This is a genomic window from Virgibacillus sp. FSP13 (assembly GCF_054048505.1).
In genome coordinates this window covers 1-20658 of sequence record NZ_JBSVKG010000020.1, presented here as the reverse complement: position 1 = coordinate 20658, position 20658 = coordinate 1, and the positions used below count along the sequence as shown (strand labels likewise).

Genomic DNA, 20658 nt, shown 5'->3' with positions numbered 1-20658 from the left:
TCAAATATTTATTGGTTAAATTTTATTAGATAAATCCTTTTCTATTAGTAAACGCTTAAAATTCCTAAAAGTAATTTCTTCAAAATCAGGAATTATACGTTCAATTTTCTCATAAATCACTCTTATATCTCTTGGTTGGATGATTTTATTATCTATTCTTACAAATGGACCATCCGTTTCGAACAATAGCAGGTTCTTTGGAATCCGTTCAATTATTTTTTTTCCGTTTTTGGTTAAAAACATTTTGGGATTTATTGAAAAGTAGTAACCGTTATTGACAAACTTTTCCAATGTAGTCAATTTTCCTGAATACCAATGTAAGATTGCATGTTTCACGTTATTGTTTTGTAGTACCTCTAATACATCATCCTCTGAATGATTTGAATGTATTGAATAAACCCTTCCTGCAGAAAATTGAGGAGAAGTAACATAATTAAATATTTCATACTGTTTTACTTTTATGTCCTTAAACTCTCCCTTATAGTCTAAACCTACTTCACCTATGTACTTGGTATTAGCTACGTATCTATCAAATAGATTATATTTAAATTCAAATTCACTTGCTACCTGTGGGTGAAATCCTAAACAAAGTCTTACATATTTATAATTATTAAATAACTTTATATATTTCCCATATAGTTCTGGCAAGTTTGTAACAAACAAAGTATAGATTCGTTGCTGTTCATAACCATCAGCAATTTTTTCTGGATTTTGATAAAAATCAATATGGACATGAGTATCAATTAGGGTCATACTTTTCTAAAAACCTTTCAAATTCATATGAAAACTTCAAGAACATTTGCTTATTCTTATACAAATAATTATCGATTCCTTGATAATATTCTTTTTTAACATCAACTTCATGATGTATTCGGTTTTCTTGAATTGAATTATAATAATCGGTAAAGTACTGAATATTGGATTCGTAATCTTTACGATATATACTATCCTCAAAGTCAGAATACTTAATACCATAACCATAATGGTACTTGTCGTCGTATTTCTCATTGTCATAAGCTGCAATTGAAATCTTCCTAAGTAAGCAGGGAATGCATATACCACATTGCCCCTTATGAATTCTTTCTGGATGAGTTCTACCTTGTCCACAAGTAAAGGTATATTGTATTTGTGACTTAAAGTCCTTATCCATATTATCTATAATTTGCCCTTTTGTTTCAAACATAAACGGATGGTTTATTTTAACGTCAAAACCCTGTTTGTAAAGTATAATGCTATATTTATGTATTGTCTTAGGATGAGTTGTTTTTGTAGTAAACCTACCTGATATCTCTGGGTTTAATGACAATATTCCATTTTCATATAAATATACTTCATGAGAATTGTTAAATTGAGAATTAGCTACTGCAAGAGCAATATAAAGAAGTGATCGAGTAGCTTGCGTATAGTTACTTTTACTTAAATTAGGTTTGTCAACTAATTGAACCTTAGATTCTGCACTAAATTTTTTTCTGTAAAATTTAGCTACTTTTTTTTGCCTAGTACCTTCCTCAGCTTTATTAATGAAGCCAATATAATCGCTATTAATCCCTTTTTTATAGTTTACAAATGCTCCCGCTAACGAATCTAAACCTCCAGAAAATAAGGTAGTATCGAAGTTGAAGTTAATTGGTAGTGAAATACTTTCGAATGGATTTAATTTATTTTCACAAAAACTAATCTTAAACTCATCACCTGATACCCAATTAACAAGTTCTTCAATTTCTCTTCTAGTGTTTTCCCAAAGATTGGACTGAAAAAGAGGAATTTTTAAATCAATTTCCCTTGGCTTATTTCCAACTTTACTCAGGTAAATGTCAGCACAATAAATACTTCCCATAATAGTAACTAAATCTAATGCTTTCAAATTAGATTCTTCCTCAGAATACGAAAACTCTTTTAGGAATATTTTATGTAATGTAGCTAGGGAATTGGAACTTAGTACCATTAAAATTCACCAAAATCCGCTTTATTGGTTGCACTTGTTATAATTTCTAACAAATTATTAAATGTGATTTTTCTATCGACAAAATCATTTATTACAGTGTAAACTTCAGTATCCATTATCTTATCTGTTAGTGATGTTACCATTTCCCTTATTTGTGAATAAGATAACTCTTCATAACTATCTTTAAGTGTTTCTTGAAGTTCTTTTAATAAAAGGTTATGAACAACCTGATAAAATAATAATTGTGAAAATACATATACATCATATGAATCTTGATCTAATAATTTCGTCATAACAATTTTTAGGGACTTTTCCAAAATTACTGAGTTAATTTTACTTTCTTCCTCTATTTCTTTAAGTACCATTTCTAAAAATTCTTGTTGTGTAAGATTATCTTCTATTAAGTCTCTTTTTGTTTTACCCTTGTATCCATTACTTCCTAATGAAATAAACTTCTTAGTTACTACTTCTATTGATGTATGAAGTGTTTTTTCATTATCTAATGAATCACTTAGCAATTCACTAGATAATGCTATTTTAGAAACCTCCGGGGCAAATTCACTCAGTTGATCCAATGGTTTTTCTTTAAGTAACTTTTTGATCCGGTCGTTCAAATTCTTTTTTGATGTTCCCATTATTAATCTTCCTTTCCTTTAGATAATAAAACTGTAGTACTCCCTAGATTCTATTTTTGCATTGCATTAAGTCATTATTATTCACTCCTAGTTCCTTTTGCACTTTTAAACATTTATCTACCACCACTTATTAAAGCGCTTACCTTCGAAAGAGAGAACCTAAAATAAAGTCAATTTGATCTATAATAGTTTGATAGCTTAAAACTATTAATCAATTACTAATGGGATAACTAGATAATAAAAATATTATTCACTCACACGGGACTATTTTTACTTCTATTATACAGAAATCTTAACAATATTGGTATTTTCAGACCATTTTATATAGATAATTACAATTATGCACACCAAAAGTCGCCTTACTTATTAACTTCCATAATAAGTAAGGCGACTTTTGAATTTCAGAAATCATATTAAAATCACCACTTAATATTTCTTGCTTTTAAACTCTACAAACTCCCTAAAATTCTGATTGCTCCACTTCGTAAATCCATAAATATGGTGAAATTCCTCATGTAATTCTGGCTTTAATGGAACTCCCAAACCATACTTAAAATGTAAATCTAGACAGATACTACTTAATAAAGTAAGTTCTTCTTGTGTATAATGGCCGATAGTCGAATATATGGGAAGTTGTGTTAATTCAAACGTTTCTTGCATGATGACATAAAAAGGATGATTATCATCCGCATGATGAACTACAAGTCTACCTTTTTCACCGGAAATAAAACATTTATAATTTGTAGCTTTTAAACTTGCTTGTTTCCATTCATTAATACTCCTTCTTAAATATTTTTGAACAGCTGATACGCCGTCTTTCCAATTAGGATGTTTCTCCAATCTTAAATCTTTTAAGCATCCACATGATTTCTTGTGTCCGGACATTAACTTGTCTCTAGTTATGTAAGTTTTATTTCCACAATCACAGATGCAATCCCATAAAGTTTCACCATTTTGACTACGGAAATTAGCCTTCTGCTTAACAGTTAGCATGTTTTTCTTTACTCCACTTATATCTTCTATTTCAAGATTTAAACAACCGCAGCTTTTTTTACTCTTACTATTTAGATGACCTGTTGTGGCCATATCAAGATTTCCACAATCACATAAAACTTTCCAAAGAGAATAGCCATTTCGCTTACTATCCAACTTTTTTATTACAGTTAGTCTTCCAAACTTTTTTCCAATTAAGTTCGGTGACTTTAGGCAGCCACAAGACTTTTTACTTCCACTAGTTAAATCTCTAGTATTAGCAGTTGTATACCCACCACAATTGCATAAACATTGCCATAGAAATTCCTTAGTTTTGACATTATATTGAAATCCTACTACTAGTAAATCCCCATATATTTCCCACAATAATTCTGCTCTATTTCCATGTCTGCAACCACAATGAGTCTTTCTTTTCCTTCTTAGATCACATCCATTTACAGAAAACAAATATTCTGGATTACAATCACAATAAACCAACCATAAATAACTGTCATCTTTCGCCTTTCCAGCAATTTCAAGTACTGTTAAATGCCCAAATTGGCGTCCTGTCAAATCACTAAATCGATTCCCATAATTTTTTAAGCAGCCACAATGTCTTTTAGTACCATTCCTAAGTAGGCTTCCGTTAACCTCATCTCCGTTCCCACAATCACAATTAACTTTCCATATTAAGGAGCCATCTTTAGCTTTTCCAACAACCCTTACTGCCATTAACAATCCAAACCTTTTTCCTGCAATATCTTTCATCTTATTCAACTTTTCCACTCCTTAAAGTTAGACTATTAAAAGCAATTTTTGCCAACTTTAAAGAGTTCTAATCAAAAACCTGATTTTATCCTGCCATTTTCGAATGATACATAATAACTATGTATTTAATTCGTCTTAAACCTCGATATATAACAATGCTGGGATTTTTAAAATAATTTATTACCTTTTTTATGATACGATTAAGATAATTTTTAAAGAGGTGGTATTTTTGTGAAAGAAGAAATGAAAGATATAACTGGATACGAAGGTTTATATAAAATTACGAGATCCGGTAGAATTTATTCAATAAGAAGACAGCGTTTCTTATCAAGATGCAACGATGAATATGGTTTTCATATAGTAAAATTATCAAAGAACGGTGTTAGTGAGAATAAAAATGTATTTCAGTTATGGAAGAAAGAATTTGCTGGGGTAGCCGAAAATGAATTTAAAGGGGCTTTAAAAGCAATTTACAAATAATTACAGATTGTTAATTTTGAAAAAATAAGATGGCTCTATTGATAATATTGGAGCCATCTTTTAATAGCGTATGAAAATCACCTAATTCTCCATTGGGTAAAATTTAATCAATATCGATACCATCAATTTTTAAATTCATCACTTCATTGATTCGTAAACCAGCATAAGCCATTAAAGCAACCGCTACATCTATCGTCGGTAATAATTCTTCTATTTCTTCTTGTGTTATTGTTTGTTTTGCTTCTATATATTTCATATAATTCTTCTTTCTACATGCTTTTGAATCTAATCTTAAATACTTCCAAAACTAACTTTTTATTGTTTAAATCAAGATAATCGATATCATTTAAATCCACTTTAACCTCACCATTGAATAAATGAATAGCAAGTTGCAACATGAACTGCTCACTTCTTGACCAAGGTTTTGATATCTTTAATAACTGATTCGTATGAATAAGGCCATTATCTAAATCGAAATTATCATCTACTAAATAGTTTTGTAGTTTGCTATGTTCCTGAAACAGATATAATACAGTAGCCCATGCTGCATCCGCATTCATCATTCGGTCTACCTTTTCTTTGGATATCATTTCCTTCATTCCACTCCTTCATCTATAATAAATAAATCGACAAACATTTTTAAATCATTAGCTATTTTCTTTGCTGTATTTGGAGATGTGTGTTTCTTCATATTGATTACTTGATTAAGATAAGCTTCACTTGTACCATTTTCTTTTGAAAATTGGGTTGGGAGTAACCCTGCTTCATTAATATTTTTCTAAATTTATTTAAACCCAATAGTGGAATTTTCATGAATATCACTCCCTTCCAAAAAGTATTTACTTTATTTAACTCTTGATTGTATTTTATAACTGAGTATCACTTCCCACAAAGGAGAGTTTGAGAGGCTTAGCTTTAAACTCTCCTTTGACAAATTCACCAAGTGTGTTAATCCCATACTTCAAGCACATCATCAAAGTTTAGCTTTAAAGTAGAGACAATTTTCTGTGCGGCAAATGGACTATTGTTCTTTCTGCAATTAATTATTTGATTTTAAAAATTTTCACTCAGAATCCCATGTCAAAACCCTGTATTATCAATACCTTCCTTCACTTTTTCACTATTAACCTTTTAATTCTTCTATTCTGCCTAGTATCTAGTATTAGTTACTTTAATCGTTACCATATATTATTAAAACACGGTGCTGAAGAATTAAAAAGATAACAGAGCTGCTGATGTCTAGGACAAAAGTTCCTAGACATCAACCTTTACGAATATATATTGCTTTAATACATGACGTTTGGTACAGCTAACGTTTAACAGATTGATTGTAATATTTCTATAGCTATTCAGATGCTAAAGCTAAACATTATCAGTAACTAATAACAGAAACAAAAAAAGATGACTCCCATTAGAACCAATAGGAGCCATCTCTTTGTAATTCATTCTTATTGCTGCCACCTTGAAATAATTGTCATATCCCCTACTTCTGTAAGTAGTACTCGATTGATTTCATCATATTTCAACTCTCCATCTGCTTTAAAGATGAAAAAAGTTTCTTCCTTCATTTCTTCATTAGTGATATCGAAATCATCATATCGGACTTTGAAAATCGCCTTAGCTTCAGCTAATGACATTGCATTAATCACTGCAAATTGTTCATCCTTCTCTTCAGTTCTTCTTACAACAAAGTACTGTTCCATTTGATTCATTCGGCTTCCCTCCACACTGATCCTTAATATAAAAACATTGGCAAAAATGCTGATGATTGTTTTCGTCACATATTTACCGATGGTTTTTAAGCTTACTCGAACTTGAAAGGTCTTCTTTTACGATAATTGTCGATGAATTATCATTTCCCCTTTTGTCGGTAATTCAGCTCGATTGTTTTCATCAAACTTCAGCTCTTTATCCGCTTCAAAGATGAGAAATTCTTCTCCTTTTTTCATAGCATCTTTATCTTCCTTATGCCGTACTAGAAAAATTGCATCTGCTTCATCTAATGACAACGCATAAATTACTGTAAATTGTTCGTCTTTCCCTATTGTTCTTTTGATTACATAAAATTTTTCCATTTGATTCATTTTGTTTCACCTCCCTTCATTGATTTTTCATATAAAAAAACATCGATAAGAATGTTAACGATTGTTTTCTCGTCACACATCTTACCGATGATTTTTATCCAATTCTTAGACCCAATAGGCCCTGTTATTCTGTTTTTTTAGTAAAAGTAAATAAAATGATCTTTATACTATTATTCTAACTGGTAAATTTGCATATTTTAACCTTTTCTTTCTATTCGTAGCAATCTTTTTATCTATTACCTTCGAATTGGAATGATTTGAAATTGTATATAACGGGAGATACGAAAATATCTATGACTTCACTGATTATTATAACGAATGGAGAAGTAGAATTTGGACAATATCCGAGGTGGTTTATCATATTCAAGAAAATATTAATGATTTTTTTGGACTAGATAATCAATGACAACTTACAATACCTAGTAATGAACGGGGAAAGTAACAAAAGGGTAGGTAAACCATATGAACTTTTCCCGCTTCATTTATAAAAATGTACATTCCAATCATCTATGGTAACTCTAGGGATTAGTCCATGCCATATTCATTTTAGTAACAAGAATTCATAACTAACCATTTATGCCTTTGAATCCACCATTCATGACTACAAACTGACCTGTCAAGGATTTAGGGTATAAAATTGACATAAAAATGCTTATAATAGCTTGTAAATAAATAAAGCCATGTAGCAATAGATAAATTCGAAAGGGAATGAAATTAATGGGTGCATTCTACATATTTGGTATTGTAGGAAAATTTGAAGCAAAATCAACGCAACCCCTTGACCAAGCCAGTTGGAAAAGATATTTAAATGAAAGGCTTGATTTGAAGCAATATCATACAAATTTTAATGACAAAACTGCAGAGGGAGAACTAAAAAAGGAAGTCTTTGAGGAAAACATTGAAGACTTTTATAACAAACTTGTCGAGATTACCAGCGATGATAAAATTGCCATCTATTTTGAGAGTTCTGGAACAGACATTGAACAATATCAAAGTAGGGATACCGTAATGACTTTTGAGTATCGCGATACACATATTAGCATATCCGCTAGTATTGCCATATTGTTTATCGAAGGAAAGGTATTTGTTGAAGAGTTTAGTATGGAACCAAAATTGGTTAATTGGTTGTTCCGGCACACTAACATATCAATTCCACTGGCAGGTTGTGTGATGAGCGATGTGCTTTCGTGATAAGTGGATGTTCAAGTTCTCTAGGATATTAGGTAGCTCTACAGAAATTGCACATGCAGATTATAATCATTAGATATGCAATTAAAACCCAACACAATGAAGCAAAATATTTTAAAAGGAGAATACATATGGACTTCTTTAAACTCGCCTTTTTCATCAATGCTATGGCAATTAGCCTTAATTTAGCAGCAACATATATGGTTATTGTTAATCTCCTCTTTAACCAGCCTATTCATCCATTTACCTTTGTTGCACTTGTATTTGGTTACGGAGTAATGATTAAATACAATTTTCTTTTTCACGAATTATGGGATAAATGGTTTGGTAATAGAAAGTAAGAAGAACAAGTATATACCACCGGCCTTAGCAACATATCAAATTGGTGTTGATATACTCAGGTCAAATGAAGCCATATATATGGCAATAAAATTAAATAGAAGCGGAAAGAAGTGCTAATTAAAGCGGCTACATACTCGATTGTTATAAGAAAGGATGAGGAGAAAAATGGACGATAACAAAGAATTTTGTCCTTATTGCGGTGCTAATCTGCAAGGAAAACCAATTCCGGAAAAAGATAGAGTTCACTATGGTGGTGCTACTCACGGTTCCCGAAAGATTGCGATTTACAGTCGTGAGGAAGACCGAACGGTGAGGTGGCAATGCCCGGATTGCAATGGAGAATGGAAAAGGCAATGAAGAAATATGTTGTTATTGGTTTTGACAGTCGAGGGCATTATGTAGTTGGTAAAGTATTTGAAGAGCTTGACGCAGCAAATGAATATTTCCGTTATCTAACTGATGAATTGACGGGAAAATTGATTGGAGAAGAACTTCGAAGTTTAGATTACGTTGAATTATACGAGATGGATTATGTGCCTACTGAATCTTAAATAACAAATGTGAAAGACGGCTTTTACTTGTTGCTTTTCATAGTTGAACGGCTTCAGCTAATACAGCTTTTTTTATACTCCAATGAATTCCGTTTTTAGTGACGACATCAACGCTTATACCAAGAATATCTTCAAGTTCATGTTTAAACCGAATCAGATCAAATAGACTTCTTTCTGCATTAATTTCAACAAGTAAGTCAAGATCGCTATTTGGTCCATCTTCAAATTTTGCTTCCAATCCAAATACTCGTATATTATCAATCCCATGCCTAATTCCGATTTTTAATATTAAATCACGCTTTTTCTTTGAGAACATCATATAACACAGTACAACCCTCATATTCATTAAGTTTCTTCTGCTGACAATACAAATGGTAAAAAGGTCATTAATCGTCTTTTGCCTTATTATCAACCATCTTTTGCAGAAATTCTTCCCACTTGTCATCTTCTAAGTAGAAAAAATCCAAATATGATGATTTTACTTCATCTCCTAATGGCCCTTGCTCTTTCATCATTCTTTGACCATATCCTTCGTTTTCTGCTGAATACATACCCTGCAGATTAGAAATCAATTGATTAAAGCGCCATTCTGGCTGTTGCACCCAAATAGTTTGTAACAAAGTCATAATTCTATTTATTCGTTCTTTCTCCCGCATTTTCTTACCCCGATTTTCTTCGATATCCATTCTCTCAATTGTACCGTCGTAATACTCCTTAACCCACCCATGCTTTGCGTTATATACAATAGCAGTCTTATGGACTTTAGCATCAATTCTTGCACGTTCACCTGACATCTTGACCCATTTATCCACCCATTCGAATTTCCTCTTATTTTCTGTCATAAAACAACTCTATTCCTTCCACTTTGCACTAATATTACGTTAAATTTTTCAAAGCAACTGTATCACATTTCTAATACATGCTTTCCAATTTGAAAACAAACAGAATGGTACTAATACAATGTACCAATATATTTAAATTATTCCGGTCACCCCTGTATAGTCAATACCATGTTATCTATGTATTCCTTATACTCCATATCATCTTTATACCGATTACACTCTATACAAGCACATACACAGTTGCTGGGCGTTCTTGCTCCACCTTTTGCTCTAGGAACCTTATGATCAATCGTATCACCATAGGAACCGCAGTAATGGCATCTGTATCCATCACGTTCCAATACGAATTTTCCTAAAGTTTTCTTATTAAAAAAAGGCTGTTTTCGTATAGATAGTTGCTTTCTTGACCAAACTGTTAAAAGGTTGATATAATAGGGCTTAGGAGGCGTTCAGATATGTGGAAAGATGTGTATGAGGATTTCAGCGATTTAACTAAATCAGAGCAATTAGCGTTGTTTAATGCTATGAAGGATGATTTGTTTCCAGAAGAACCAGATAAAATTACAAAACTGCTCAAAACCATTCGTGAGGGTCGGTTTGCTTCGGGTATGGCTTGTGTTCATTGTGGAAGTATGTCTGTTAAACGTAATGGTAAATATCGGTCAAGACAACGCTATCTATGTAAGGATTGCAATAAAACTTTCAACGATATGACCAACACTCCATTTTCAGGTTCACGATACCCTGAAAAATGGGTTAAGTATATTGAACTAATGGTGGAAGGTTATACACTACCAAAAATCGCTAAACGCCTTCAAATACACATATCCACTGCATTTTATTGGAGACATAAAATTTTGAACGCATTAGGTAGTTTGGGTTTTAATCAACTACAAGGCATAGTTGAGAGTGATGAAACATTCTTTCGTGAGTCGTTAAAAGGTCGTGAAGTCACCGAGAGAAAGCCCAAGAAACGTGGTGAAAAAGACAAGAAAAGAGGGATTTCTAACTCTAAAATTGCTGTTGTAGTAGCACAAGACCGAAACGGAAATTTAATCGCTCGAAAAGCAGGAACAGGTCGTGTTAAAGCCGAAGAAATTGATACTGTGATAGGTGAGTATATTCACCCGTCTGCTTTGTTATGTACAGATACAGCTACTAATTACAAGAAGTTCGCTAAAATCAAGGGATTACAACACGAAACAATCAACGAAAGACAAAAACAACGTGTTAAGAAGGGTATTTATCACATTCAACACGTTAATAACTCTCATAGCCGTTTAAAAGGCTGGATGGAACGTTTTCAAGGCGTTGCAACCAAATACTTAGACAACTACCTTTATTGGTTCCGTTGGCTTGAAATAGGTAAGGATTTAGCGTTTGATAAACAAGTAGAACAAATGCTTATTTCAGCGTGTCAAAAATCAAATTACAGGACTGTACAAATGCTCAGGAGTGCATAAAAAAGACCTCAAAAAAGAGGTCGATTTTTAGGGTGAACTTCCATTGAAACAAACTGTTTAGTTGGCATTATTCAATTCTCTAATTAAGATTTTGTTCAACTTTTTTTGCGACTTAACTAAATAGGAATCTCTATCAAGTTTGCTTGTATTAAAACTACCAATAGTTTTACGGACATTTCCGTTGTGAATGATTAGTTTTTTGTACTTTTCATCATTCAGATAATCCCTGAACCATTGATGTTCCTTGAGGTGCTTTAAATTCTCACCTATATGCTCTCCTGTTACTATTTTCCGATATGGAAAAAGTTGTATGAAAACAAGGAAAGCAAAGATGAACAAGTAAAATAATGCTTTCAAACTATCCCTCCTCTATAAAAGTATCTATAAAGAAATACGTTTAAATAGATAAAAAGTTTCGTATTTCTCTATATATATTATAACAGAAGATTCAATTTATAATATTTTAGTAAAAAACAACAAAGTTTACGAAAACAGCCTAAAAAAATTATGGATTAATGTACTATGTACGATACCTGCCGCGCCTTCTTCCACTAACTTCTTTGCTTTGTCGTAGCTTATTATATTTTCATATCTATAATCATTTGAATTCCGGCCACGGATGATTATTTCCTTAGTAGTATCTAACATTGACGTATCAAATTTATATTCTTGCCATGGGTCAAGTATTCTTTCATGCCTGCGATCCTTGCAATCCCGGCAATATGATTTTCGTTTAGAAGGGTTCCTTCTTCTCCCACCTGTAGTTTGGAATCTTTTCACATATTTAGTTTCTCCGCATATTTTACATTTCTTGTAGATTCTACAAGAATCACCGATACTAACTCCCACCATTTCCACCTCCAAAATGGCATACCATACTAGTCTAGTATCGACACGCATTGTTCTAAGTAACCATTTCAAGATGATTATTTACTTATGTATCCAATTATTTGCCAAGTTTGCAGTAGCATAAGAGATATGCACCAATTCAAGCCTATAACAAATTAATTTAATCTAATATAAAACAGCAATAGAAATCTTTTTATTCCTAAAATTGGTGAAATCGGGTTCATATTTAATTCCATACCTTGTCTAATGTTATACCATTCCGGTATAAATAAATTATTGGGTTAATAATCATCGTTATTTAATTTGTTTAAGGTATCTAGTAAAAACCCAACCTTCTATTACTTGATTGTCTTCAAAACTAGAATAAACTACGTATGACCAATTTTTCCTCTTTTCTATTATTTGAACAACATACCCAACTTTTAATGTTCCAACCTTTCTTGAATCCTTTGTTTTCTGTTTATATGCAACAAGGTCATCTTTAATAACAATCCTGAAGTTCTTTGTGATTTGTTCTGAAACATCCTTTTTAAGTTCTTTATTAAGCCACTTTATACTAGCATTTTTCGATGGAAATAAACCTTCCTGCTGATGTTCAATAAAAGATTGAACCTTTGGTATCAATATGTCTTCTGTATATTCTGCTGTTTGAATAATACTGTTAAGTGCAGGAATGAAATAAACAAAAATAAATATAAAAACAATCTTTACTTTCTGACTTATTTTGTTAGGGTCTTTATGTACACTAACTTCTTTCAGTACTTCCTCTTCAATATTATTATTTTCTAATAAACTATGGGCTTGTTTAATATCCTCATCCGTAACCTTAAAATTTGCCCAATCTATTCTGACTAAACTTTCCGGAATTGCATGATAAAGTTTTCCAAATGAAGCTACTTGTCCAATATCTATACTTGACATTAGGCTCCGAACTGAGCTTAACTGACTTGTATCTATACCTGACATTAAGTTTTGCGCCGCTATGCTTAATTGGCTTGTGTCTATGCTCGACATTAGGCTCCGAACTGAGCCTAACTGACCGGTATCTATGCCTGACATTAAGTTTTGCGCCGCTATGCCTAATTGACTTGTGTCTATGCTCGACATTAGGCTCCGAACTGAGCTTAACTGACCGGTATCTATGCCTGACATTAAGTTTTGCGCCGCTATGCCTAATTGACTTGTGTCTATGCTCGACATTAAGCCCCGAACTGAGCTTAACTGACTGGTATCTATACCCGACATTAAGTTTTGCGTTACGCTTAATTGACTTGTATCTATGCTCGACATTAAGCTCTGAATCGAGCTTAACTGACTGGTATCTATACCTGACATTAGATTTCGGACTGAACTTATTTGACTAGTATCCTTTTTCTTCATTATTACCCCTACCTTTATTATAAGACTATTTATAAATTAACAACTTCAAAAAAATTACAGACCACACTCTATTGCCAACCTGCTACGCCTTCAAGTAAAAACCTTTAACAAAATCTAATTCCTCTATAAAGTTAGTAAAACAAATAACTAGTTAATTATTTTCCTGTTAAATATAAGGTCATCAATCTTTATTCCAATAATTGACCTTTATTTCAAAACAACGTTATTATTTAAAACCTTGGCATTGCCTCGACAGCATCTGCTAAATCACTATATGAATCTTTTAAATACCTGCTGGTGGTAGCAATATTACTATGTCCAGCCAACCTTCTTACTTTCTCAATATCATTATTAGTTGCTTTTAGCATCCATTTACAAAACGTATGTCGAAACATATGAGGAGTGAATTTTTTATTTGGTAAACTGTATCCCTCTATCATCGTCTGTATTCCTCTCACACTAAATTTCGGTGATCGTTGACTGTAAAAAACAAACGGCGAAGCAGCTATGTTCTCATTGGCCTTAGTCATTTCATTTCGGTATTCTAGCCAATCTTTTATTTCAGCCAATAATAAATTTGAAATAGGAATAGTTCTTACCTTTATTCCCTTTCCAACAATACGGAGCCGCTTCATCTCTATATCTATGTCGGTTAATTTTAAATTAGATAATTCTTCTACACGTAGTCCTGCATAAGTAAGTATAAAAATAATTGCACGGTCTCTACGATATTTTTCTTCAGGATCGACTGCACGACTTTTTATAGGCTTTTTTCTAACTAGTTGAAGCAGATCCTCAAATTCATCTTCAGTTAGCCACATGATTTTTTCAGATGCTTCATCAGCCGATTTTAAATCCTTAATATTTTTCATAGGATTATGTTGAAGCTTACCATTTAAAGTTGCCCAAGTATAGTAGCTTCTTAAAGAATTAATCCGTCTATTGATTGTAGCAACTGACAATGGTTTAATATCAGTAGGATTTAACATGCTACTAATCCACCTTCTAATATCAGTTGAAGTAACATAGTCTACTAGATTAATGTTTAAATCCTGACAGAATTTATTTAAATCATTTTTATAAGCAATAATCGTATTATCAGAAATACCCTTCTCACGAAGATAAGCTATAAAATCTGTAATCAGAACCATCACCCTTCCACTTATATGACGAGTTTAACAAACTTTTAATCAATGTATTTAATCAATAAATGACACATTATATGTCGAGTATAACACCTCTAATAAACTATGCAACGTACATAATGTATATTATATGATGAGTTTACTTGCGAAATAATCATTGGTTTTTATTCACTAGGACATCCTAACAAAACTTTGGTCAGAATTATCTATTAATACAACTAGATTCCTTATCGGAAGGATTTAATTATAATCTTTGAAAATAATATTTTAAAAACAACATTAATTATCTCTCCGTTTTAATAATACCAATAATATAATTCATAATATATCCAGTAATAAGATCCATAATATAAATAATTGGCTCTTCATTAAAAAATAGAAATTCCAGCAAAAACCTATATATTTCAAGGGTTCGGGGGTACATATTAAAAATACGCCTGCAAAACTTTTCCCACATAATTTAAAATGTATCTTTGATAGAATAAACATTATCAGTTTAAGTAAAAAAATATCCTTATAAAATAATTTTTTCAAGGATACTATAAAAATTTCTCAAAAAAGGAAATCGAATATTTTACATCCGCTAGTATAGGTATTTTAGTTAAAGGATTTAATCTGATGATTATTAAGAGGAAAAAAAGAGGTACGACAAATAGCCCTTCTCCAATTAGGCAGAATGGCAGAATTATTTATTTTTAATTTTTTTTAAAGTGATAAGCAACCAATTTCAAATAGAACTTCATAACCTTGTCTATTAACTATATTTTTAAGCCGGCCAGCTCATAAGACTATTAATTTATTTTCATGAATCTTAAATCCAGATACTACTCAATTGTTATTTCTTAACCATTACCCCTCTAACCAGTTATAAAAGAGAATATTATTTTCAGGTTTTTGATATACAACTTTCTGTTTTTTAATGCTAATATCTTGTAATTGACGATTCTTATCCGTGAGTAAACCTTGTTTTGCTAAATACACAACTTGGTCTGTATCATTATTATAAGCATTCTTCTCATACTTATAAATTTGATCAACTTTATGCCTAAACAAATACCAACTTCGATTTAATTTTGAAACCTCATCGTACAGGTTATAATTGATATTCTTCAAGTCATAATCTAATAAGATTTTTCTATCATTATATGCGTAATCTGTAAAATATGATAAATATGGATTACTCTTTTGCAAAATTGCAATTGCATGTTCCGAGTCAAATTCACCGTACGGTAGTTCATTTTTACCTTCAGTACATTCTTTTTCAACTTTACTAACAATTCTATTCAGTTCTGCTTCAATAAGAGGAATTACATAATAGTTTTTTAGAACATTTGAGAACTCACCAATCCTCATTAAATTTTCGAATGAATGTGTTTGTGTTTCAAAGAAATCTACTATTGCCTCTCTATATAACTGAATTCCAGTAATTCCAAATTCTTTATACAATGCTTCCTTAGTAGCATGAATTTTTTTAAACATATCTTCTTCATATACATCTAAACTGCAGCCATATTCAATTGCAATGGATTTCAAATCTGATAATGTTGATAAGCGCGATGAGTCATATATATCTACAATTTGATCTTTAGATACCAAATTTCTTGATATACGGATATGAATGATCTTATTATTCCCTTCTTTCATACTCATCCGTTGCTTTTTCTTCCCTTTGGTTTTTCCAGCATATATACGAATTTTATCTTTAATATTTTCTGTTTCTTTATTAAAAAATAATTTACTTTTTCCAAGTCGTACTTCAAAAAAGCCAGCTTCGATGAGTTTTACAAGATTTGTTAGCATATCTTCAAAGCTAATAAAGAATGGCATTTTTACATTTTCTTGATTTGTCCGATTACTATATAAATGTTCAATCGCAATAGAATGTTCTGTTCCCGGCATCTTAGCACTAAGAATATAATAGAGAAACAGTAATTGACGTTGATGTAACCTGAAAAACTTTTTATCTGTAAAGAATTTATACAAATTGATATAATGATAATCTTTTCTAGATTCTTGGGAGTTAATATTAAAATTACTGTAGTAATGATAATTTTCGGTATGATAAATCCACTTATTCTCTTCTAAATGTTGTAGAGCATCTCTAACCACTTTATTAGACATAATCCCAGCATTTTCTATTTCACATATCGTAATATTGATTCGTCCATCCAAATCCGTTTTTGAAGCTAAATATGGAATTAGTCTTAATGAAATTGCAGGTAACTTTCTTAGGTTATCTAGTTGCATCATCATTTTTCTATCTATTTTTGTCATTTTGCTACCTCCGTTTAAATCCAAAACACAAAAAAAACCCCAAAACTATACTGGCCTTTATTTAAAAGACCTAGTAGTTTTGGGGTTCTCCCTTTGTGTGTATATTAAATTGTATTTATATATGATCGATATATAAATAAATTGGACAAATAGAATTTTAATTTATTATCTCATCGTTATCAAGATTATAATATTCAAGTCCCTTCATAATCAATACATGAATTAGGACGCTAATTTTTAATGATCTTTCTTTACTTATATTTTTAATTGTATCATAATTATCATCCGAAAAGAAAATAGTTTTCTTCGTTTCTATTTTCTCTTGGTTTACAGCTAAATAATCCTTGTACAATTTATAATCTGAATCATAGGATGCACTACTCTTCTTATTATTAGTTGCATTTCTATTAACAAAAGGTTTGTCGACACCTAAAAGTTTAATAGTTTTTGTAATATCTCTACTCAATGAAATTTCCTTATTAGAACCATTATACTTCCATACTTTTGCATCACTATCAAAACTTACTGCTGCATTTTTCAATTTTGTTTTTAGTAATTTTACGGATATCCCTAACTCAGATGCCATATCTGAAATAGGCTCTCCATTATTTAATTCATCTATTACTCTGATAATTTCCATATAACATTCCTCCTAGATGTTTTAAACATTATAATCGGTATCTAATCACATTCGAAGAGGAATCTGTTAAAAACATTTACAAAGTTTGTTTTGATTGTTTTCAGAATAAGAAAGGAAACATTTCAGATTTTTATTTTATAAGTTAACTATGAAGAAATAACTACTTTACCCAACATACCTAGTTCCTGTACATATTTTGTAACTAAAAAAAGTAACGCATAATGGTAACCAATACTAGTTACCATACTGTATTTATTCAGTTTCATAACCACAACTGGGTATGTTCTAGGTATACCCAGTTATAGGTATGAACGGCTTCATAGGTCTGAACCGCTCAATCCCTTGATGCAGCTGGTTTTTTCAAATTTTTTTATCCGTTTTCAACACGACTATTATATAGCGTTTGCCCTAAATTTAGTTCTTTTTTTGTATATAACCTCCAATCTAATTAGGGGCTATGATAGGGAAGATATTAACCATAAAATAGTCCTCCTGAACGCTGCACCTCTTCACATATTTTCTTCTCTATTTGTCGAATAAAGATTGCTGTGGGAAAATATTTATAACTATTAATTCCCATCAATTAGGTAAATATCTAAAAGAAAAAGCGACCTAAGAAGATCGCCTTAAAATTATTGTCTTTTTAAGATTTGATAGATAATTTCACTCATATACTGCCCCTCTAATTGCTCTTGGAACTCCACCTTTATATCTGATTGATTAATTGCATCAAAGAAGCGATTCGCAAGAGAAATTTTATCTTTCTCATCAATCGATAATCCACGTTCCTCTTTATTTTTCGATTCAATCACAATGTTAAGTTTTGTTTTTCCATCCTTTTGATTAACTACATAAGCAAAGTCTGGAGAGTAGGTTTGTCCATTAATTACTGGAATTCGAATACTTCTTTTTGGAATCTTTCCAAATACTATTACTTCGCTGATTTGCTCATTGATGGTTTCGTTTTCGTTAGAATCGTAAAAGAATTCATTGTATAAATATTTACTTTGTGGCTCATCTTTTAAATATTTCGTTCCTACATCATGTGCAGCAACTTTTTTTAATGTTCCATTCGTATTAGTTAATGCAGTTGGATGAACGTCTACATCAAGTTGTTTGTACTCGATTTTAGATAACATGACATCTGCTATTCGATTCTTATATTCTTTAATTAAGTTCAATGCAGTTTTTCGAGTGAAAAACGTATTGTTATCAATCGAATTAAATTGATGATATTCAACCAATGCTTGATGTATTGTTGGTAATGGAATGAACGTTGATTTTGATACAATTTTTAGAAATTCATGATATGGAATTGTTTCTACATATTCATATCTAGAATATGTACTACTATCTATATCGCGCAGTACCATTTCTTTTTCATCTTTACTCTTTTCAATCTTTCTCTCCGCTATCTTAATGGAATCAAACTGATTTATTGGATTTCCTTTTAATATATTCACTAATAAACTTTTTATTTCTTCTTCTGTGCCTAAATGATATTCAATAAATACCTTTTGATTAATAGTTTCCCAAAGTTTTTTAAATTCCTCATAGTTACTTTTACGAACCGTAACATATTGTTTTGCTGTTTCACCACTTCTAACTTTATTAGGTTTCAAGGATTTTCTAAGTTTTGGATATAGTGTATATAGCTCTTCTAATTTGTTATCTTGAATTTCCCCATGACGGTTGATGATCTTTTTTCCTAATAGTTCAGCAAATATTTCATCTTCTGTTGAGTTATATTCTTTTGCTAAAAATTTAAATTGAGTATCTGTAACCACTTTTAGGTCTATACTGGTTGCACTATTATTGATTTCCTTAACCAGACTTTCAGCAAATTTTTGTTCCGTAAAATCAACAATGTAACTCAATTCAAATTGAGAACTTTTAACCCTAAATAAAGATTCATTGACAGGTAAACGCAACCCCCGTCCTACTTCTTGGAGTTTCGAAATTTCACTTCCAGATGAGCGTAATTTACAAATGGTAAAGACGTTTGGATTATCCCAACCTTCTTTTAATGTCCATTTTGAAAAGATGAAACGACGTACATTCCATTTACCTTCAAATTCATAAGATAATAATTTAACTTTATCCTGTAGAATTTCTTCAATTTGTTCTTGGATTTTTTCATCTTTGTCCGAATTATCTTTTGAAAAGTACCCGCCATGTGTTTTAGATATTGAAGCTAAACTAGCTTCCAAATAGGACCGATATTCCTCTCCGATATCCTCATGTTCTAAAATGTATTCGGTTTTTTGTTTCAACAGCTTTTCAAACGTATTTTTAATATAAGGTGTTCTGCCAACTTTTTCTCGATAAGAATCAACCTCATCAATAAAGAAAAGAGTAAGAGGCTTAATGCGAGAAGGCAGATTAAAATACTCCATTTCTTTCTCAAAGTGTGCGTCTATCGCTTTTTTCATCAACACCTCTTGGTAAGTATCAGAAAACGAAGAGGGATGAATTGATTGTTGCTTTTCTAATACAATTCCGTTTGATAGTTCCACAACGCTCTTATTTAGTTTTTCAATTTCAATATCGTGAAATTCAGAAGTAATCTGGGATAGGCTTTGTCCATTTCCTAGTCGATACGTTTTCTCTTTGTTTCCTTCAATATATTTGAAAGAAGCAAGTTTACCGTCAGAGTTAATAAACGTAAGTTTTGCGTTCTTCTTCCCTTCAAATTTTGGTACAAATACCGAAACACCTTTCACAAGATCATCATTAAAGGCTTTTACTGCATCTAAATCATAAAGTAAATTTTCGTAATCCTTGTCACCATTTGTTAATTCGGGAAAAGTTGCTCCGTACCGAATAATTGTCTGCGGTTTAAATTTCAATATATTTTTAAACGATTCATTACCTCTCTTAAATTTATGCGGTTCATCTATAATAACAAACGGTTTTGTTCTAGAAACTAAATCAAAAGGGGTTTCAGCACTTCCAAATAGCGAAGAATCATCATAAATAAGACTCATGGTTTTGGAATTCAACATTCCCATATTAATCAGCAATACATGAATTTTCTTATCAAAAGAAGTCGCTTTAACAAAATTTAATACTTCAAGAGGAAAATAATCTCTCCTTTTCC

The 20658-nt window shown here is 31.4% G+C and carries 23 protein-coding genes; 6 read left to right on the top strand and 17 right to left on the bottom strand.

From position 1 onward, the window contains the following. Window positions 1-15 precede the first annotated feature (15 nt). From ACW2QC_RS15120 to ACW2QC_RS15105, 4 genes are all read right to left on the bottom strand, one after another. A complete protein-coding gene (locus tag ACW2QC_RS15120) occupies window positions 16-753 on the bottom strand; it encodes a TatD family hydrolase (RefSeq protein WP_457544782.1) in 738 nt (245 codons plus the stop codon). Next, entirely contained in the window at window positions 740-1864 is a 1125-nt protein-coding gene (locus ACW2QC_RS15115; RefSeq protein ID WP_457544781.1) for a 7-cyano-7-deazaguanine synthase, read from the bottom strand. Before ACW2QC_RS15115 ends, ACW2QC_RS15120 begins: the two co-directional genes overlap by 14 nt. A gap of 80 nt (window positions 1865-1944) precedes the next feature. Next, the gene (locus tag ACW2QC_RS15110) at window positions 1945-2580 is read right to left on the bottom strand and encodes a hypothetical protein (RefSeq protein WP_457544780.1); all 636 of its coding nucleotides are present in this window, start codon (window positions 2578-2580) and stop codon (window positions 1945-1947) included. A 426-nt stretch (window positions 2581-3006) separates the two neighbouring features. After that, window positions 3007-4329, bottom strand: a complete 1323-nt coding sequence (locus tag ACW2QC_RS15105) for a hypothetical protein (RefSeq protein WP_457544779.1) — start codon at window positions 4327-4329, stop codon at window positions 3007-3009. Between the two features lie 222 nt (window positions 4330-4551). Here ACW2QC_RS15105 and ACW2QC_RS15100 point away from each other — a divergent pair, with 222 nt between their 5' ends. Then, on the top strand, window positions 4552-4800 hold the full coding sequence (locus ACW2QC_RS15100) for an NUMOD4 domain-containing protein (protein ID WP_457544778.1): 249 nt from the start codon (window positions 4552-4554) through the stop codon (window positions 4798-4800). Window positions 4801-4903: 103 nt separating this feature from the next. Here the strand turns inward: ACW2QC_RS15100 and ACW2QC_RS15095 are convergent, their stop codons facing one another. The 4 genes from ACW2QC_RS15095 to ACW2QC_RS15080 form a co-directional block, all read right to left on the bottom strand. Beyond that, window positions 4904-5056 (bottom strand): hypothetical protein, encoded by a 153-nt coding sequence (locus ACW2QC_RS15095; protein ID WP_457544777.1) that lies wholly within the window; start codon window positions 5054-5056, stop codon window positions 4904-4906. 13 nt (window positions 5057-5069) lie between these two features. Further along, window positions 5070-5399, bottom strand: coding sequence for a hypothetical protein (locus ACW2QC_RS15090; protein ID WP_457544776.1), 330 nt, complete (start codon window positions 5397-5399; stop codon window positions 5070-5072). Window positions 5400-6248: 849 nt separating this feature from the next. Continuing rightward, window positions 6249-6512, bottom strand: a complete 264-nt coding sequence (locus ACW2QC_RS15085; RefSeq protein WP_457544775.1) for a hypothetical protein — start codon at window positions 6510-6512, stop codon at window positions 6249-6251. 117 nt (window positions 6513-6629) lie between these two features. After that, the gene (locus ACW2QC_RS15080; protein WP_457544774.1) at window positions 6630-6884 is read right to left on the bottom strand and encodes a hypothetical protein; all 255 of its coding nucleotides are present in this window, start codon (window positions 6882-6884) and stop codon (window positions 6630-6632) included. Between the two features lie 717 nt (window positions 6885-7601). On the opposite strand from ACW2QC_RS15080, the gene ACW2QC_RS15075 reads away from it, so the two are divergent. The 4 genes from ACW2QC_RS15075 (at window position 7602) to ACW2QC_RS15060 (ending at window position 8965) form a co-directional block, all read left to right on the top strand. Continuing rightward, window positions 7602-8075 (top strand): hypothetical protein, encoded by a 474-nt coding sequence (locus ACW2QC_RS15075; protein ID WP_457544773.1) that lies wholly within the window; start codon window positions 7602-7604, stop codon window positions 8073-8075. Window positions 8076-8203: 128 nt separating this feature from the next. Next, window positions 8204-8413 carry a hypothetical protein gene (locus ACW2QC_RS15070; protein WP_457544772.1) on the top strand — a complete coding sequence of 70 codons (210 nt, stop codon included), beginning with the start codon at window positions 8204-8206 and terminating at the stop codon, window positions 8411-8413. 166 nt (window positions 8414-8579) lie between these two features. Further along, a complete protein-coding gene (locus ACW2QC_RS15065) occupies window positions 8580-8771 on the top strand; it encodes a hypothetical protein (RefSeq protein WP_457544771.1) in 192 nt (63 codons plus the stop codon). Next, window positions 8744-8965, top strand: a complete 222-nt coding sequence (locus ACW2QC_RS15060; RefSeq protein ID WP_457544770.1) for a hypothetical protein — start codon at window positions 8744-8746, stop codon at window positions 8963-8965. The genes ACW2QC_RS15065 and ACW2QC_RS15060 overlap by 28 nt, the downstream gene beginning before the upstream one ends. A 37-nt stretch (window positions 8966-9002) precedes the next feature. Here ACW2QC_RS15060 and ACW2QC_RS15055 read toward each other — a convergent pair whose 3' ends face one another. The 3 genes from ACW2QC_RS15055 to ACW2QC_RS15045 form a co-directional block, all read right to left on the bottom strand. Continuing rightward, window positions 9003-9311, bottom strand: a complete 309-nt coding sequence (locus ACW2QC_RS15055) for a nucleotidyltransferase family protein (protein WP_457544769.1) — start codon at window positions 9309-9311, stop codon at window positions 9003-9005. A 40-nt stretch (window positions 9312-9351) separates the two neighbouring features. Next, window positions 9352-9807 carry a hypothetical protein gene (locus ACW2QC_RS15050; protein ID WP_457544768.1) on the bottom strand — a complete coding sequence of 152 codons (456 nt, stop codon included), beginning with the start codon at window positions 9805-9807 and terminating at the stop codon, window positions 9352-9354. Window positions 9808-9953: 146 nt separating this feature from the next. Further along, entirely contained in the window at window positions 9954-10148 is a 195-nt protein-coding gene (locus tag ACW2QC_RS15045; protein WP_457544767.1) for an HNH endonuclease, read from the bottom strand. A gap of 114 nt (window positions 10149-10262) precedes the next feature. Here ACW2QC_RS15045 and ACW2QC_RS15040 point away from each other — a divergent pair, with 114 nt between their 5' ends. After that, window positions 10263-11270, top strand: coding sequence for an IS1595 family transposase (locus ACW2QC_RS15040; protein ID WP_457544766.1), 1008 nt, complete (start codon window positions 10263-10265; stop codon window positions 11268-11270). Between the two features lie 57 nt (window positions 11271-11327). Here the strand turns inward: ACW2QC_RS15040 and ACW2QC_RS15035 are convergent, their stop codons facing one another. The 6 genes from ACW2QC_RS15035 to ACW2QC_RS15010 form a co-directional block, all read right to left on the bottom strand. Then, window positions 11328-11627, bottom strand: coding sequence for a hypothetical protein (locus tag ACW2QC_RS15035; protein ID WP_457544765.1), 300 nt, complete (start codon window positions 11625-11627; stop codon window positions 11328-11330). A 786-nt stretch (window positions 11628-12413) separates the two neighbouring features. Further along, on the bottom strand, window positions 12414-13499 hold the full coding sequence (locus tag ACW2QC_RS15030; protein ID WP_457544764.1) for an SH3 domain-containing protein: 1086 nt from the start codon (window positions 13497-13499) through the stop codon (window positions 12414-12416). Between the two features lie 230 nt (window positions 13500-13729). Continuing rightward, entirely contained in the window at window positions 13730-14650 is a 921-nt protein-coding gene (locus ACW2QC_RS15025) for a tyrosine-type recombinase/integrase (RefSeq protein WP_457544763.1), read from the bottom strand. A gap of 843 nt (window positions 14651-15493) precedes the next feature. Further along, window positions 15494-16918 (bottom strand): hypothetical protein, encoded by a 1425-nt coding sequence (locus ACW2QC_RS15020; protein ID WP_457544762.1) that lies wholly within the window; start codon window positions 16916-16918, stop codon window positions 15494-15496. Between the two features lie 157 nt (window positions 16919-17075). Continuing rightward, window positions 17076-17558, bottom strand: a complete 483-nt coding sequence (locus ACW2QC_RS15015) for a hypothetical protein (protein ID WP_457544761.1) — start codon at window positions 17556-17558, stop codon at window positions 17076-17078. A 632-nt stretch (window positions 17559-18190) separates the two neighbouring features. After that, window positions 18191-20658 (bottom strand): type III restriction-modification system endonuclease (locus ACW2QC_RS15010; protein ID WP_457544760.1); only part of this gene is annotated, 2468 nt, incomplete at its 5' end.